This window comes from Micromonospora sp. NPDC005298 (assembly GCF_040607375.1).
Lineage (GTDB): Bacteria > Actinomycetota > Actinomycetes > Mycobacteriales > Micromonosporaceae > Micromonospora.
This window is the reverse complement of sequence record NZ_JBEXGP010000003.1, coordinates 270,433-287,932: the sequence shown is the minus strand read 5'-3', so window position 1 is coordinate 287,932 and position 17,500 is coordinate 270,433. Positions and strand designations below refer to the sequence as shown.

Genomic DNA, 17,500 nt, shown 5'->3' with positions numbered 1-17,500 from the left:
CCCGCTGCCCTCCCGCCCGGCCGATCGACAGATGATCAACCGAGCGTACGGCAGCGTACAGTCGCTTATAGAGCGTTTTGTCGGTTTCGCTTGTCCCGCCCGGCGAGCAGCCCCCGCGGCCGGATCGAGCGCACCGGCTCGGCCGCGCCGCCCTCCGCGCGCAGGATGTGGTTCGCGGCCAGGATCCCGGTCGCCGCGGAACGCTCCATCAACGCGCTCGGGAAGTCCGTGCCGATGCCGTCCCCGGCGAGGTAGAGGCCGGGTGCGTCGGTGCGTACCCCCGGTCGCCAGGCGTGGCTGCCCGGCGTGAACGCCGGCGCCTGCGCCTCCACCCGGGCCCGCAGCTCGCGGACCCGCAGTCTGGCGACCTCCGGCCAGAGCGCGACCAGCTCGCGGCGCATCCGCTCGGCCAGTTCCTCGGCCGGCACGTCGGGCTCGCAGGCGTACGCGTGCAGCTCGATGATCGACCCGCCGGTCTGCCGCGCCCAGCGCCGCGACTCGTTCTCCAGCCGGTGGTAGAGCGTCACCGAGTCCAGGGTGGGCTGCCGGGACACCCCGTTGAACACCGCGCGCCCGGCGTCGACGTCCCCGTCGCACCAGTACCGCGCCACCGCGTACGGCGGGCCGGGCGTGCCGAACGCGGGCATCCGCGCCACCAGCTCCGGCGCGTGCGTGACCAGGTCGGGGGAGGCCGCGACGAGCGCGGCGAGCGCCGGCGGGTCGACCGCCAGCACGACGTGGCCGGCCGGGTGGTCACCACCGTCAGTGGTCGTCACCCGCCACCCGTCGGCGTCGCGGTGCACCCCGGTCGCGGCGGCGCCGGTGCACACCCGGCCGCCGTGCTTCTCCACGTGCCGGGTCAGCGGCTCCCAGATCGCGGTCGCGTAATCCTCGTCCGGGCAGTCGAAGGCCAGCCCCTCCGGATTGCCGAGCAGGTAGAAGTGGAACTGGGCGACCATCTCGGCGGCCGACATCTCCGCCTCGTGGTTGAAGAACGAGTGCGAGAAGACCTCGAACAGCATGGCCCGCGCCCGGTCCGGCAGTCGCAGCGACGACAGCAGCTCGTCAGCCGTCCGGTCGTCCAGTTCGGCGTAGGTGCGCACCGGATCGTAGGTGAGCAGCGGCAGCGCGGCGTCCCGGTCCATCTGCCGCAGGTCGGCCAGGCGCAGGCTGGGACTGCGCAGCAGCAGCGCGAGCAGGTTCGCCGGCGGCGCGGGCGGCAACTTGCCGAACTCCTCGGTCGGCCACTGCTCACTGAGGATCGGATAACCCGGGATCGGCTTGAGGAACCCCAGGTCGGGGTCGATCCTGCGGAGAATCGACCGCCAGTTGTAGTACTGCCGGAAGAACGCGTGGAAGCCGTGCTCGTTCTGCTGGCTGCCGTCGGCCAGCGCCTCCGGCCAGGCGCCCAACCGGCCGCCAAGGGTGGGCGCGGCCTCCAGCACCGTCACCGCCACACCCCGTTCGGCCAGCACCACCGCCGCCGACATGCCGGCGATGCCGCCACCCACCACCACCGCCGTGACCGGTCGCGGCACGCGGTCCGCGCCGCCGCCGCCCGGGTCCACCTCGTGCTGGCGTACGCCGATGACCCGACCCACCACCTGCGACACTGCCACGCGCACCTCCGTCGTCGGCCCCCAGTGTCCCCTACCCGAGGCAGCGCCGCGCGCGGTCGGAGCCGGGCCAGACGTACTCCAGGTCCTCCGGCACGTCGGCACCGAAGATCGGCCGGTAGTGCGCGGGATCCTTGCGGACCAGCGACGAGCGGTGGCTCAGGTGCAGATCCTCGCGGCCCAGCCAGGGCGGCAGCTCACCGGCCGAGGCCAGCTCCTCCTGGGTACGCACCACGCCGGCCCCACAGGCGGCGGCCAGGTCGACGGTCATCGTGGCGGCGCAGGTGTCGGCCCGCCCCGGCTCGGTCCAGACGGCACACATGTCCAGCCCGTACCGGGTCAGCGCCTCCTCGTACCCGGCCCACATCTTCACCGCCGGATGGTTGCGCCAGCCGTACCCGGGGCGGGTGAGCCCGCGCAGCACCTGGATGGCCTCCACCCGCTGCTTGCCCAGCCGCCGCTGGTCCAGCGCGCGGGCGCTGGCCAGGAAGTCCGGGTACGGCAGGAAGGTCTGCATGGCGCTGCTCTACCCGCCGACGGCCCCGACATGCGCGGCCGGGGAGGATCCGGACGGGGTCGCCCAGTGTGGTGGTGCTGACTACCATCCGGGCATGGCGGAGCCGTGGCGGGACCGGGCGCGACGGGCGGTCGAGTGGAACTGGCGGCTGCGGTCCGTCGGTGACCCCCGACCGCACTACGTGATCTGCGGGAGGGACGCGCTCGCCTACTACGTGGCCCGCGCGTTGCTCGAATCCGAGCTGCCGGCCGGCGGTGCCCGGGTGACGGTCGTGGTGCCGGAGCGCTACCGCAGCAACGGGCCGGACGTGGCGGGGTTGCGTGGGGTGCGGGTGGTCCGTTCGGAACGGCTGGACGTGGCCACGTTCGAGGCGGCCGGGCTGGCCGGGGCGGCCGGGCTGGCCCTGCTGCACCAGGACGACGTGGGCAACCTGCACGCCGCGCTCTGTGCCCAGGCCGTGGACCAACGGGTCCGCCAGGTGCTGCGGATGTTCAACGGCACCCTCGCCGACGGCGTACGCAAGCTGCTCAAGGCGCCGGTCGAAGTGCTCTCCGACGCCGAGATGGCGGCGCCGGCGTTCGTGGCGGCAGCGCTCGGTGAGGTCGACCCGAGTTCCTTCCAGCACCGGGACAAGACCTTCCGGGTCGCCCGCCGGGCCGATGTGCGTCCGCAGGACGTCGTCTGCGCGTTGGCGCACGGCGGTGACGAGCAGGGGGTAGACCTGCTGCCCGCCGAGCAGGCCGGCGCGGACCTGGTGCTGGCCGAGGCGACCGGCCAGCCACCGGGGACCGAGGTGGCGGCCCGTCGGCTGGTCCGGGCGCGGCGGCGGCGCCGCCCGGTCACGATGGTGCTGGGCGCGGTACGCGGGTTCGCCACCCGCAAGATCGGCATCGCGGTGATGCTGGTGCTCGCGGTGATCGCGGTGCTCGGTGCGCTGATCTCCCGGGCCGAGGGTGTCTCCCCGGCCGAGGCGCTCTATCTGACCCTGGTCACGACCCTCAGCGGCGCCGACCCGGACACCGGGAAGACCGCGAGCGCGCAGGTCATGCAGGTGGTGCTCAACCTGGCCGGGCTGGCGCTGATCCCGCTGATCACCGCCGTCGTGGTGGACGGCATCGTCAACGCGCGGCTGGCCCTGCACACCGGCCGGGTGCAGCCCGCGCGGGTGGGGCACGTCGTGGTGATCGGCCTGGGCAACGTCGGCACCCGGGTGATGGCGCAACTGCGCGAGTACGACGTCGAGGTGGTGGCGATCGACAAGAACCCGGAGCCGCGCGGCGGTGCGCTGGCCCGGCAGTTGGAAGTGCCGCTTATCGTCGGGGACGCCGCGCTGCCGGAGACCCTGGCCGCCGCCTCGGTGGCCGACTGTCAGGCGCTCGTGGTGGCGTCCACCGACGACGTGGCCAACCTGGAGGCGGCGCTCGCCGCCCGGGACCTCCGCGGCGACCTGCGGGTGGTGCTGCGGCTCTTCGACGGCGACTTCGCCGAGCGGGTCGAGGAGACCTTCGCCCTCGGCGTCTCCCGATCGGTCTCCTACCTGGCCGCGCCGGCCTTCATCGGCGCGCTCACCGAACGCGCGGTGATCACCACGATCCCGGTCGACCGGCACGCGCTGCCGGTCGCCGAGGTGCCGGTCGCCGCGGGCTCCGATCTCGACGGCCGGCCTCTGGACACGGTCAACCGGGACGGGCAGGTCCGGTTGATCGCCCGTACTCCGGCCGGCGGGGCGAAGACGATCTGGTGGAAGGATCTCGACCCCCGACAGGTGATCTTCGCCGGTGACCGGCTCACCGTGGTCGCCCGCCGCCGTGGCCTGGACTGGCTGACCAGGCACTGCGCACCGCCGCCCGCCGGTGCCGACCCGGTTCCCCGGCCTGCCGGTGAGCAGCCGACGGCCCGTTCGACGCCGGGCCGGGAGGCATGGCACGTCCCCCCGACGGGCGCGGCGCAGACCGTTCCGATGTCACCCCCGGTCGGCGCGGCACCGGCGGCGGACGGCGACTCGACCGGCGAGGTGGTCCACCAACCCGACGGGCCGGGTGCGGCGGGCTGACCAGCCCTCGCGCGAGGCCCGTCGGTGGGGTCACCGCCGTCGACGGCGGCCGAGTAGGGTGCGCCAGTGCTTGGTGGTGGGGTGGGCCGAGGAGCCCGGGACGCGCGACGACCGCAGCGCGGCGCGAAGGTCGTCCGATGGATGCTGACCCGGCCGCTGTGGTGGCCGGTGGCGGCTCTCGGCCTGGTCGTGGCGGTGGTCGTGGCCTGGGCGCTGTGGCCCGAGGACGAGCCGGAGCCGCGCCAGCGGGAGTACCGGGCGGAAACCGCGTGTCTGCTCACCGGCTCGGAGGGAGTGGCCGCCCCCGAGGCCCGTCCGGTGTGGACGGGCATGCAGGAGGCGTCCCTCGCGACCCGGGTCAAGGTGCAGTTCCTCGAGGTGGACGGCCCGCAGACGGGCGGGAACGCCGAGACGTTCCTCGCGAGCCTCGTGCAGAGCCGCTGTGGCGTGATCCTGGCCGTCGGCGAGGCGCCCGTGCAGGCGGTCCGTCCGACCGCGGCACGGTTTCCGTCGGTGAAATTTATCGCCTTCGGTGTCGCGACACCCGGCCCCAATGTGGTCGTCGAGCAGGCCACCGACCCGGAAACCGTGCAGCGTAAGGCCGTCGAGGTGGTCTCGGCGCTGGCGTCGGGTCGGGACTGACGCTCCAAGGTTCCTCTCAGGATCATCCGTTCGGCCAGCTTGTGCCCATGATCGACGGGCCCTCACACTCCGCGTTGATATTTTCACTTCACGGGGGAGGGGACCGGCCATGCGCCGATCCGTTACCAGTGGCACACGCCGTGCCGCGTTCATGGTGGCTGTCGTCTTCGGTCTGACCGTCGCCGTGCCGGCCGACGTGGTCCGGCCCGGCGGGGAGTTCCCGCTGACCTGGCTCACCTGGTTCGCGCAGCGTCCCGCCTGGTCGGCGACGGCGGCGTTCGTGGGGCTCCCCGTGCAGCAGAAGGGGAAGCCGGTCACGGTCGACCCGCACGTGCCGGCGTCGGCGACCGACGCCGGTCGGGGCGCCGGGCGGGCACCGGAACCCGCGCCGGGCACCCTCGAGGCGTACCAGCCGCACCAGATCCCCACCACCCCCGAGGTGACCGGGGTGGCCGAGACCGGCTTCGACGCCCGCACCAGTACGCGGGACGCCCGCAAGTCGAGCGCGCGCTCGGACATCTTCGCGAACGCGGACGGCTCCTTCACCAAGCGCACCTACAACCGCCCGGTCAACTACCGCGCGTCCGACGGCAGCTGGCAGAAGATCAACTCCAACCTCGCCCGCCGCTCCGACGGTCGGCTGCACGTCACCGCGAACCGGCTCGGCGTGTCGGTCGCCGGCGGTCCCTCGAACGCCCGCGCCACGAACGCGGCCGGGGCCGGCGCGCCCACTGCGGACGGTGACCTCGCGCAGCTCACCCTGCCCGGCGGTGAGAGCGTCGGTTACCGGCTCGACGGTGGCACCATCACCGCCCCCGAGGTGACCGGGCCGACCGCCCGCTACCGGGACGTGCTCCCGCACACCGACCTGGAGCTGACCACCTTCGACGCCGGCGTCAAGGAGACCCTGGTGCTGCGCTCGCCGGAGGCGGCGTCGACCTGGGTGTTCCCGCTCCGGCTCACCGGCCTGACCCCCCGGCTCACCGCCGCGGGTTCGGTGGAGCTGCTCAACGCGGACGGCAAGGCCGTGGCCTGGTTCCCGCACGGCTCGATGCAGGACTCGAAGGTCGACCGGCGCTCCGGCGCCCCGGCCGAGTCCGACGCCGTCACATTCGAGATCATCACCGTCGACGGCGCTCCCGCGCTGCGGGTCGTGGCCGACCCGACCTGGCTGCGCGACCCGGCCCGCCAGTACCCGGTGCGGGTTGACCCGACCGCCACCACCGGCACCACCGGCGACGTGTACGTCGACAACGACAGCGAGACGACGAACCACAACGGCGACAACCTGCCCGTCGGCACGTACAACAGCGGCGGGATCAAGGCGCGCTCGTTCATCCACTTCGACGAGTTCGCAAGCGACGGGCTCGCCGGCAAGCGGTTCAGCGCCGCGAAGCTGCGCCTCTTCCACACCTGGTCGTACGACTGCACCTCGCACAAGGCGTTCAACGTGAACCGGGTGACGCAGGCGTGGACGGTCGCCGGCCTGACCACCGGCGCGTACCCCGGCCCGGCCATCTCGTCGTCGATCGGCTCGCTGACCATTGCCGACAACTACCCGGCCTGCACCAACGACCCGCCCAACCGGAGCACCGGCAAGTGGGTGACCGTTCCGCTGGCCGTCGACACGTTCAACGACTGGTCGACCGGTGGCCTGAACGAGGGTCTGGCGCTGACCGCCTCGGAGACGGACTCGACGGCGTGGAAGCGGTTCACCGCCGCCAACTACTCCGACGGCAGCTACAAGCCGTACCTGGAGCTGACGTACACCAACAACGTCGCCCCGCAGGTCAACGTCCGCTACCCGACGAACAACGCGGTGGTGCAGACCCTCACGCCCGAGCTGCACTCGCGGGCCGTCGACCCGGACAACTGGCCGGCGAAGGGTTTCACCTACAACTACGTGGTCGCCGACGCCGGTACCGGCGCGGTGGTGGCCAACTCGGGTTGGGTGGGCACGGCGAGCTGGACCGTCCCGGCGGGCAAGCTCACCTGGAACAAGCGCTACCTCTACACCGTCCAGGTCAACGACAAGGCCGGCTCCAGCGCGGTCTACCCGGCGTACGCGTTCAGCACGTCGGTGCCGCAGCCGCTGCTGACCGGGAGCCTGACGCAGAACTCCGGCAAGGGGTACGACCCCGGCATCGGCAACTACACCACCTCGGCGACCGACGCGAGCGTCGCCACTGTCGGCCCGTCCCTGTCGATCACCCGGAGCTACAACAGCCTGGACACCCGGCGCGGCAACGCCTTCGGGGCCGGCTGGGCGAGCATGCTCGACACCCGGGCCACCCAGGTCCGCGACATCGCGGGTCAGGTCCAGTCGGTTCTCATCACCTATCCGACCGGCCAGGACGTGGCGCTGGGGCGCAACGCCGACGGCACGTTCACCCCGGCGTCCGGCCGGTTCTCCGTCCTGAAGGAGAACAAGGACGTCAGCGGTGCGGTGACCGGTTACACGCTCACCGACAAGGACGCCTCCCTCTACGTCTTCGCGCAACCCGCCGGCAGCGACGTCTTCAAGATCACGAGCATCACCGACGCCAACGGTCGGGCGATGACGTTCACGTACGACGGCAGCTCGAACGCCACGAAGGTCACCTCCGCCTCCGGCCGGTCCCTGTACGTCACCTGGTCCACCCCGACCGGCTCGGCGTACGCCCACCCGGCGACGGTGTCCACCGACCCGGCGGTCCCCGGTGACCCGAGCACCGCGACGACCTGGCAGTACAGCTACGGCACCAGCGACCAGCTCGCCAGGGTCTGCCCGCCGACGAGTTCCACGGCGTGCACCACCTACCAGCACGACAGCACCTCGCAGTACGCCAACGCGACACTGAACGCGGGGCCGTACTCGTACTGGCGGCTGACCGAGGCCTCCGGCGCCACGACGGCGGCGAGTTCGGTGCTCGGCAACGCGGGCGTGGACAACGCGAGCTTCAACAACGTCGCGCTGGGTCAGCCGGCGGCGCTGCCCGGGTCCACGGCGACGACGGCCGGGTTCAACGGCACCAGCTCGTTCGTGCAGCTGCCGGGCAACCTGGTCAGCGACGGCCAGTACCAGTCGGTCAGCATGTGGTTCAAGACGACCACCCCGAACGGTGTGCTGTTCAGCTACCAGGCCGACCCGATCACGAAGGGCACCACGGCTGCCAACTACACGCCGTCGATCTACATCGGCAACGACGGCAAGCTGCGCGGCTCGTTCTGGAACGGCAACCCGTCCCCGATCAACACGAACGTGACGGTCACCGACGGCGCCTGGCACCACGTGGTGCTCGCCGGTGCCGGCGACACCCAGAAGCTCTACCTCGACGGGGTCGACCGGGGCACCCTCGCCGGCACCGTCGCCCAGATTCCCGGCGGTTCGGCGAACGTGCTTGTCGGCGCGGGTTTCGTGGGTGGCGGCTGGCCCAGCCACGTCAACAGCGGTGTCACCCCGGCGAGGGCCACCTACTTCACCGGCTCGATCGGCGAGGTGTCGTTCTTCAACCAGGCGCTGACCGGCACCACGGTGTCGGCGCTGCACGGCGCTGGTCGGACGGCCCACCCGGTGCTCAGCACTGTCGTCCGCCCCTCGGGCGGGATCACCGCCCAGGTCGGCTACGACAAGAACACCGGTCGGGTGTCGACCGTCACCGACGAGAACGGCGGTGTCTGGACGATGGGCACCCCCACCGTCTCGGGCAGCAGCGATGTCTACGCCGCCTCCGTGCTGGGCGCCAAGCCGGCCGACTACTGGCGACTCGGTGACGTCGAGGCGACGGACGCCGCGAACGAGGTGCAGGGCGGTGTCGCCACCTACAGCTCCGCCACACTCGGGGTCGCCGGCCCGTTCAGCGACAGCAAGGCCGCATCGTTCAACGGAACGACCTCCTACCTGCAACTTCCGTCCGACGACGCCCCGGTCACCGGGCCGAACTCGGTCGAGATGTGGTTCAAGATGCCGGCGGGCAACACCGCGGGCGGTGTCCTCTACGGATACCAGGCCAGCCCGTTGTCGGACCCGACGGTGGTCGGCAACTGGACCCCGGCGCTGTACGTCGGGACGGACGGCAAGCTGCGGGGTGGTTTCTGGACCGCCGACGCCAACCGGATGATCACCAGCACGGCCCTGGTCAACGACAACAAGTGGCACCATGTCGTGCTCTCCGCCGCCAGCAACACGCAGTCGCTCTACCTGGACGGCGTCGCGGTCGGCAAGATCGACGCCGCGCTAGTCGCCGCCGCCAGGGACAACGTCTACGTCGGCGCGGGCAAGTGGGCCGGTGCCTGGGCGATGCACGGCACCCGCGACCTGGGCTACTTCAACGGGTCGATCGCCGAGGTCGCCTTCTACCGTTCGCAGCTCTCCGCCGACCAGGTCAGCGCGCACTTCCAGGCGTCGAAGCAGACCGCACCGGTCGCCGTCACCATGGTCAACGGTGCCGCCAGCGCGATCGCGATGCCGGTCTCCACGGTCACCGTGACCGGGCCGACCGGCGAGAAGATCAGCTACAGCTACGACCTGGTGAACGGCAGCCGGATGGTCGCCCAGACCGACGGCCTGGGCAACACCACCAAGTTCGGGTACGACGTGGGCGGCTACGGCAACCTGACGTACGACCCGAGGGGCGTGTGGACACAGGAACTCCAGGACGCCCGGGGCAACACGAAGCAGGTCATCACCTGTCAGGACCAGTCGGCCAACAAGTGCTCGTCGGTGTACTACACCTACTACGCCAACTCGGCCGACCCCCTGAACTGGGGGACCGCCTCGCTGCCGATGATGTTCGAGGACTTCAACGGCGACGGCGCACCTGACGTGGTCTACCGCGAGGCCGACAACACGATCCAGATGGTGCAGGGCAACGGCACGGGCGGCTGGCTCACCAGCCTGCCGGTGCAGATCGGCACCAGCATGGCCTCGGCCAACCTGGCGGTCGCCGCCAAGGACTTCACCGGCGACGGCAATCCGGACCTGATCTGGCGCAGCGCCTCCGACAGCAACCTCTACGTCCTGGCCGGCAACGGCAGGGGCGGCTGGTTGAGCAGCACCTCGACGAAGATCGGCCCGAGCGTCGGCGCCGCGGACCTGATGACCTTCTCGAAGGACTTCTCCGGTGACGGCAAGCCGGACGTCATCTTCCGCAGCTCGGTGGACAAGAACCTCTACCTGCTCAAGGGCAACGGCTCGGGCGGCTGGCTGAGCACCACCGCCACCCTGATCGGCCCGAACGTCAGCGCCGCCAACCTGCTCGTGTCGCCTGGTGACTTCGACGGCGACGGCAAGGCCGACGTGATCTACCGCAGCGGTGCGGACAACAACCTCTACCTGCTCAAGGGCAACGGGTCGGGCGGCTGGTTGAGCACCACCGCCACCAAGGTCGGCACCGGTTGGGGCAGCGCCAAGGCCCTGCTGTCCGCGGGTGACTTCGACGGCGACAAGAAGCCCGACATCGTCTACCTCAAGTCGACCGACAACGAGATGTACCTGGTGTCGGGCAACGGCACCGGTGGGTGGGCGACCGGCAGCTCCGTCAAGATCGGCGGTACGCCGGACCCGCGTAACGACGTCATCCTCACCATGCGCGACGGCCGGTCGTCGTCGGCCACCGACAACCGGTACCTGACCAGTTACGGCTACGACGGCAAGGGCAACCAGACCACCATCACCGACCCGCTGGGCCGCGTCACCCGTACCACCTTCACCGACGGCACGACCATGGCGGCGAAGGACGGCGGGTTCGCCCCGGCGGGCCTGCCGGCGGCCGTCACCACGGCCGGCGGGCAGACCCAGACGATCACCTACTACGCCAGTGGCGACGTCGCCGAGATGGTCGAGCCGAGCGGCAAGATCACCCGTTACACGTACGACGGACTGGGCCGGCTGCTCACCGAGACCGAGGTGACCGACAGTTTCCCGGCCGGGCTCACCACCAGCCGCACGTACGACCGGTTGAGTCGTGAGGCCACCGAGACCGAGCCGGGTGTCACGAACCGGGTCACCGGCGCGGTCCACACCGCCCGCACCTCCACCGTCTACGACGACGACGGCAACATCACCGAGGTGACGGTCAGCGACCTGACCGGCGGCGACGCGTCCCGCACCGAGCGGCACGCCTACAACTCGTACGGGCAGGAGTCGTCGACCACCAACGGCGTCAACCAGACCACCAGCTTCGAGTACGACAGGTACGGCCGCGTGGTCAAGGAGACCGAGGCCGACGGTGGGGTGACCACCAGCACCTACGACGTCGAGGGCAACCTGCTCACCTCGACGGTGAAGAACTTCACCGGCGACCCGAACAACCCCTCGGCGCCCCGCGACCTGGTGACGACCACCCGGGCGTACGACCCGGCGGGCCGGCTCGCGAGCGAGACCGACGCGATGGGCTGGACGACCAGCTGGACGTACACCGACAACGGTCTGGAAGCGAAGATCAGCCGGACCGACGGCACCCGGACGTTCGTGGTGGAGGAGAACGTCTACGACGCCGCCGGAAACGTGGTCAGCGAGATCAGCAACAACGGCCACACCACCACCGCCACCGAGTACGACGCGGCCGGCCGGACGACGGCCTCGGTCGTCGACCCGAACGGGTTGAAGCGCCGGACCGCGCTGACCTACGACGCCGACGACAATGTCATCTCCACGGTGTCCTCCGGGCCGGACGGGACCGTCACCAGCGTCTCCGACGCGCTCTACGACAGCGCCGGCCGGGCCGTCGCCGAGACCGAGTACCCGTCGGCGGCACTGACCCCGGTCGGTCGCTGGAAGCTCGACGAGACCACCGGCACGAAGGCCGCCGACTCCACAGGCAACAGCCCCGCCACCGCCGTCGGTAACGTCGCCTGGTCCACCGACCGGGGCGGTTCGGCCGTCTTCGACGACGCGGACGCCACCCGGATCGGCACCGGTCACCCGGTGCTGGACACCACCCGCTCGTACTCCGTCTCCGCCTGGGTCAACCTGAACAACGGAGGCTGGCACCAGGCCGCCGTGTCGCAGGACGGAGACGCTCGCAGCGCCTTCCTGCTCGGCTACGAGTCGGGGACGAACAAGTGGCGGATGCTCGTCTCCAAGTCCTCGACGACCTCGGTCACCGCGCTGTCCTCCGCCACCGCCTCGCTGAACACCTGGACCCACCTCACCGGCGTCTACGACGCCACGGCGAAGTCGGTGCGGCTGTACGTCAACGGCGTCCTGCAGGGCTCGACCCCGGTCGACCAGTCGATCCGCGCGGACGGTGAGCTGGTCATCGGCGGCGGCCGCTGGGATGGGCACGCCTCCGACTCGTGGCCGGGCGGCATCGACGACGTGCAGGTCTACCAGAAGGCGCTCACCGACGCGGAGGTTTCGCAGGTCAGGGCGGGGACCGCGCCGGCGGCCGACGGGTACGTCATCCGTACCTCGCAGGTCCTCGACTCCGACGACCTGCCCACCTCGGTCACCGACCCGAACGGCAACACGACCTTCTACGGGTACGACGAGGAGGGTCGGGCGGTGAAGACCACCGCCCCGGCGGCCACGGTCGAGCAGCCCGGTCAGATCCCCGCCCAGGCCAACGCGGTGAGCTGGGTCGGGTTCAACACCTTCGACGAGCCCACCGACACCCGGGACGCGAACGGCAACTGGTCGGTGGTGGAGTACGACGCGGTCGGCCGCGTCGTGTCGGAGAAGGCGCCCGCGTACACGCCGCCGGGGTCGTCGACGCCGATCGTGCCGGAGACGCGCTACAGCTTCGACACGGCCGGTCAGCTGAAGACGGTCACCGACCCGCTCGGCAAGATCACCCGCTACGAGTACGACCAGCTCGGTCGGACGTCGAAGGAGATCGCGCCGAACGACGGCGCCACCACCTACACCTACGACGACGCGGGCAACGTGCTCTCGTCGACCGACCCGACCGGCGCGGTGAGCACGGCGACCTACGACTACCTGGGTCGCACGGTCACCTCGACCGAGGTGGTGCGGCAGGAGGGCAAGAACCACACCACCAACTACACGTACAACGCGCAGGGGTGGCCGTCGCAGGTCACCTCGGCGGCGGGCGTGAACAACTCGATGACGTACAACGCGGTCGGTGACCCGCTGACGTCCACCGACGGCGCCAACAACGTGAGCCGCTTCGAGTACGACTCCGAGGGCCGGACCACGAAGACCATCCGCCCGGACGGTTCGTACGCCTCGGTCACCTACGACATGGCGGACCGGCCCACCCGCACCGCCGAGTACAGCCCGACCGGGACGCTGCTGTCCGAGCAGTCGGCCCGCTACGACCGGGCCGGCAACATGGTCGCCAGCACCGACGCCCGTAAGACGACCGTCACCTACGAGTACGACGCGACGGGCGTGGTCACCAAGGAGACCCAGCCGATCTCGGCGTCGGACTCCATCGTCACCACGTTCGGCTACGACCTGGAGGGCAACCGCACCCGGTTCACCGACGGTCGCGGCAACGCCTTCCTCACCAGGTACAACTCGTGGGGTCTGCCGGAGGCGATGATCGAGCCGGCGACCGCGGCCCACCCGAACGCGGCGGACCGCACCTTCACCGTGGAGTACGACAGGTCCGGCCGGCCGTCGAAGCAGTCCATGCCCGGTGGGGTGACCGTCACCAACGAGTACGACGACCTGGGTCAGATCGTGCGCCAGGCGGGCGCGGGCGCCGAGGTCGCCACCGAGGACCGGACCTTCGGCTACGACGTGGCCGGCCGGATGACCTCACTGTCCGGCTCGGGCGGCACGAACACCATCGCGTACGACGACCGGGGTCTGCCCCGGTCGGTGACCGGCCCGTCGGGCAACTCGACGTTCGGCTACGACCCGGACGGCCGGCTCGCCTCCCGGCAGGACGCGGCAGGCACGACTTCCTACGGGTACGACGGCGCGGGTCGCCTGTCGTCGCTGGCGAACCCGTCGGCCGGCGTGCAGATGGCCTACACCTACAACACGCTGTCCCAGGTCTCGAAGATCACGTACGGGTCGAACGGCAACACCCGCAACTTCACGTTCGACCCGCTGCGGCGGCTCACCGGCGACGAGTTGAAGTCGTCCGCCGGGGCGTCCCTCGCGAAGATCACGTACGGCTGGGATGCGAACAGCAACATCACCTCGAAGTCGACCACCGGATTCGCCGGTTCGGCGTCGAACACCTACACCTACGACCTGGCCGACCGGCTGACGTCGTGGAACAACGGCGCCGCCACCACGGTGTACGCGTACGACAAGGCCGGTAACCGGGTGCAGAACGGCTCCAAGCTGTTCAGCTACGACCAGCGGAACCGCCTGCTCACCGCCGACGGCGCGAACTACACGTACACGGCCCGGGGCACCCTTGCCGACGCCGGCGGCAACATCACCCGCACCGACGCCTTCGGGCAGGTGGTGTCGCAGCAGTCGGCCGGCGGCACGCAGACCTACACGTACGACGGACTGGGTCGGGCGATCCGGCCCGGCCACTCGTACACCGGTCTGGGCAACGACTTGGCGGCGGACTCCAGCGCGACCTACGTGCGGGGGCCGTCCGGCGAGGTGGTCGGCACCACCGGCGGCGGCAACCAGCGGATGGTCTGGACGGACCTGCACACCGACGTGGTCGGGCAGTTCACCCCGACCGGGGCGGCGCTGACCGGCTCGGTGACCTACGACCCGCTGGGCAAGGCGCTCACCACGAGCGGCCTGCTCGGTCAGCTCGGCTACCAGTCCGAGTGGACCGACGCGTTGACCAGCCGGGTCAACATGCACGCCCGCTGGTACAACACGGACACCGGGCAGTTCGACACCCGGGACACGGCGAGCAACAGCCCGCTGCCGGACTCGATCAACGCCAACCGCTACCAGTACGGCGACGCGAACCCGATGACCGTCACCGACCCGAGCGGGCACTTCGGCCTGGGCAGCCTGAAGAAGTCCTTCAACCGCGCGGTCAGCTCGGTCAGCTCCAGCTTCCGCTCGTACGCGTCGTCCGCCTACTCGTACGCCTCGTCGTACGCGTCGTCGGCCTACTCGTACGCCTCGTCGACCTACAGCGCCGCGAAGTCGACCGTGAAGAAGGCCGCCTCGCGGGCCAAGACGGCGGTGAAGAAGAAGTACCACCAGGTCAAGAGGAAGTACAACCAGGTCAAACAGAAGGTCAAGAAGAAGTACAACCAGGTCAAACAGAAGGTCAAGAAGAAGTACAACCAGGTCAAGAAGCGCGTCGCCAAGAAGGTGGCGGCGGTCAAGAAACGCGCCAAGCAGGCGGCGGCGAAACTCAAGCAGGCCGGTAAGAAGGTCGCCGCCAAGGCACAGCGGGTCGTCAAGAAGGCCACCACCGCCGTACGCGACGCCGCGAGCGCCACGACCAAGTGGGTCAAGGAACACAAGGACGTCCTGCTGGAGGTCGCCGCGATCGGCGGCGCGATCCTCGCCGGCATCGCCTGCACGGCGGTGACCGCAGGCGCGGGCGCCATCGCCTGCATGGTCGGTGCCGGGGCACTGATCAACCTGGCGAAGGACGCCGCGCAGGGCGACATCCACAGCATCGGTGACGCACTGGGCTCCCTGGGCACGGGCGCGGTCACCGGGCTGATCGGCGGTGCCGGCGGTGCCATCGCCGCGCGCGTCGGTGCCGCGGTGGCGAAGAAGGTCGGCACCGGCCTGGTGGGCCGCCTGGCCACCGAGGCCGCCGAGAACGGCGTCGAGGACGCGGTAAGCCAGCTGGCCACGTCCGGCACCTACAACCCGCGGTCGGCCGCGGAGAACATGGTGCCGGGGCTTGGGGCACTGAGCCGCAAGGGCGGCGGAGGCGCACGCTCCGGCGGTGGGGGTGGGTTCAACCCGCTCGGCCTCGCGGTCGGTGGCGGTGGTGGTGGCTGTAAGACCGGTCGCCGGCACAGCTTCGACCCGAAGACCCGGGTCCTGATGGCGGACGGCACGAGCCGGCCGATCGAGGACGTCAACGTCGGCGACAAGGTCATGACCACCGACCCGGTGGCCGGCAAGTCGGAGCCGAAGCAGGTCACCCAACTGCACCGGAACACCGACAAGGACTTGACCGACCTCACCGTCCGCGACCAGGACGGCAAGGTGACGAAGGTCGAGACAACCTGGCACCACCCGTTCTGGAACGCCTCGAAGGGCAAGTGGGACGACGCCAAGGACCTGAAGCCGGGCACCAAGCTGCTGGTCAAGGGCAAGGGTGCGGTCACCGTCGTCGCGGTGCTCAACAAGCTCGGCGCCGAGGAAATGCGCGACCTCACCGTCGCAGACATCCACACGTACTACGTGCTCGCTGACGATGAGCCGCTGCTCGTACACAACTGTGGAGGATCGGTCGACGGTCACCACGAGTCGTGTCGCTGTGCCGACAACGAGCAGCCTCGGATGGCCAACGGTCAGCGGGGATCAAACCGTGTGCGCGACCCGGATGCGGACGAGCCGGAGTGGGGGACGACGGAGCGGCGCGCCGAATGGAAGAAGCACTACAACGATCCCAATGCCCCGCTCACCCCGGCGGAGAAGGCGCAGATCAAGGCGAGGGGCTATGCTGGCCCGCAGCGAAATAATCCGTGGACCGGTGAGCAGGAGACCATGGAACTGTCTCATGAGCCAATTCCATTCCGGGAGGGCGGTGATGTGACGGTGCCCCGCTGGCCTGACGACCATGCGAGTATCGACCCGTACCGCAAGCTCAAGGGCAACCGCATTCCGTTCACCAACAAATATCCGGGCGATGACGACTAGGCGAGGGCTGGCCAATGACTGGTGAGTACCGGGTTCGCACGGAGTGGGACGACGATCTTTTTGATGGCGACCCGGACACTCTCTATCACACCTTGGACAGCCTCTCTGCTTCGGATGGAACCGGCGTCGCGATCCGGCCTGTCGGGGATGACGGCTCTTTCGCCGAAGCAGTGGTAAGCGAGGATGGGTCATTTCTCGTCCGCTTCAAAGACCGGGACGCTGGGCCGGTCGAGGAAGTCATGGGCGTGGACATCCTTGCTGCCCATCAGGCCCTGATGTCGTACGCGCGGAGCGACGGTGGCTGGACTGCGACGTTCAGGAACCTCGAAGGCAGCTTCGGGTCAGTAGGTGTCACGTCCGAAGTCGACTATCGCACCACTGGTCTATCGATCGCTACCGCGCTGATCGACTCCACCAATCGTCGACGAAGGCTTGGCATGCGCCAGGCCGTTCCACCCACAATTTCGTGGGGGCCGCACACGGTCATGGCTGGTGACCTGTGGACCGGCCTTCCGGTTACTGGACGCGTGACGATTCGCATTACTTCCTACAACGGCGTGAGAGAGGGTGGTGTAGCGGTCAACGCGCCCGGTGGATCGCTACGGGCGGTCGGCGAGACGGCTGCCTCCGAGGTGATCGTATGGCCGAGTCCGGAATCTCGTGAATTCGTAGTGGAATTTGATTCCCCGAGCGGCGTGCTTGGGGTCTGCAATGTCTATGTATCAGCCGGGCATAACTGGTCTCGCATCGATCGCTGGTCGGAGAACGCGGGCATGACTCGCGAGGTGCATTCTGACTACGAGCGTTCCTATGACTGCAACCATGCGCTCTCGGATCCTCCTACGTTCAGAGATCTGTCCTTCATCATGTCAGTGGAACCTGCGTGACCCGGGCTGAGGGCGGCATGCATCCGTCAGCGCCCCGCCCCACGGTTGAGCCGCTGACTCCGGCCGTCTGCCAGG

The 17,500-nt window shown here is 69.9% G+C and carries 6 protein-coding genes; 4 read left to right on the top strand and 2 right to left on the bottom strand.

The annotated features are described in order from the left end of the window. Positions 1–65 precede the first annotated feature (65 nt). Both ABZS77_RS10275 and ABZS77_RS10270 read right to left on the bottom strand, forming a co-directional pair. Positions 66–1,619, bottom strand: a complete 1,554-nt coding sequence (locus ABZS77_RS10275) for an FAD-dependent oxidoreductase (RefSeq protein WP_354820258.1) — start codon at positions 1,617–1,619, stop codon at positions 66–68. 31 nt (positions 1,620–1,650) lie between these two features. Further along, positions 1,651–2,133, bottom strand: a complete 483-nt coding sequence (locus ABZS77_RS10270) for an MSMEG_6728 family protein (RefSeq protein WP_354820255.1) — start codon at positions 2,131–2,133, stop codon at positions 1,651–1,653. Positions 2,134–2,227: 94 nt separating this feature from the next. Between ABZS77_RS10270 and ABZS77_RS10265 the strand changes: the two genes are divergently transcribed. From ABZS77_RS10265 to ABZS77_RS10250, 4 genes are all read left to right on the top strand, one after another. Continuing rightward, positions 2,228–4,186 (top strand): NAD-binding protein, encoded by a 1,959-nt coding sequence (locus ABZS77_RS10265; protein WP_354820252.1) that lies wholly within the window; start codon positions 2,228–2,230, stop codon positions 4,184–4,186. A 141-nt stretch (positions 4,187–4,327) separates the two neighbouring features. Next, entirely contained in the window at positions 4,328–4,828 is a 501-nt protein-coding gene (locus ABZS77_RS10260) for a hypothetical protein (RefSeq protein ID WP_354820249.1), read from the top strand. Between the two features lie 109 nt (positions 4,829–4,937). Beyond that, the gene (locus tag ABZS77_RS10255) at positions 4,938–16,538 is read left to right on the top strand and encodes a LamG-like jellyroll fold domain-containing protein (protein WP_354820246.1); all 11,601 of its coding nucleotides are present in this window, start codon (positions 4,938–4,940) and stop codon (positions 16,536–16,538) included. A gap of 14 nt (positions 16,539–16,552) precedes the next feature. Continuing rightward, on the top strand, positions 16,553–17,425 hold the full coding sequence (locus tag ABZS77_RS10250) for a hypothetical protein (protein WP_354820243.1): 873 nt from the start codon (positions 16,553–16,555) through the stop codon (positions 17,423–17,425). Positions 17,426–17,500: the final 75 nt, after the last annotated feature.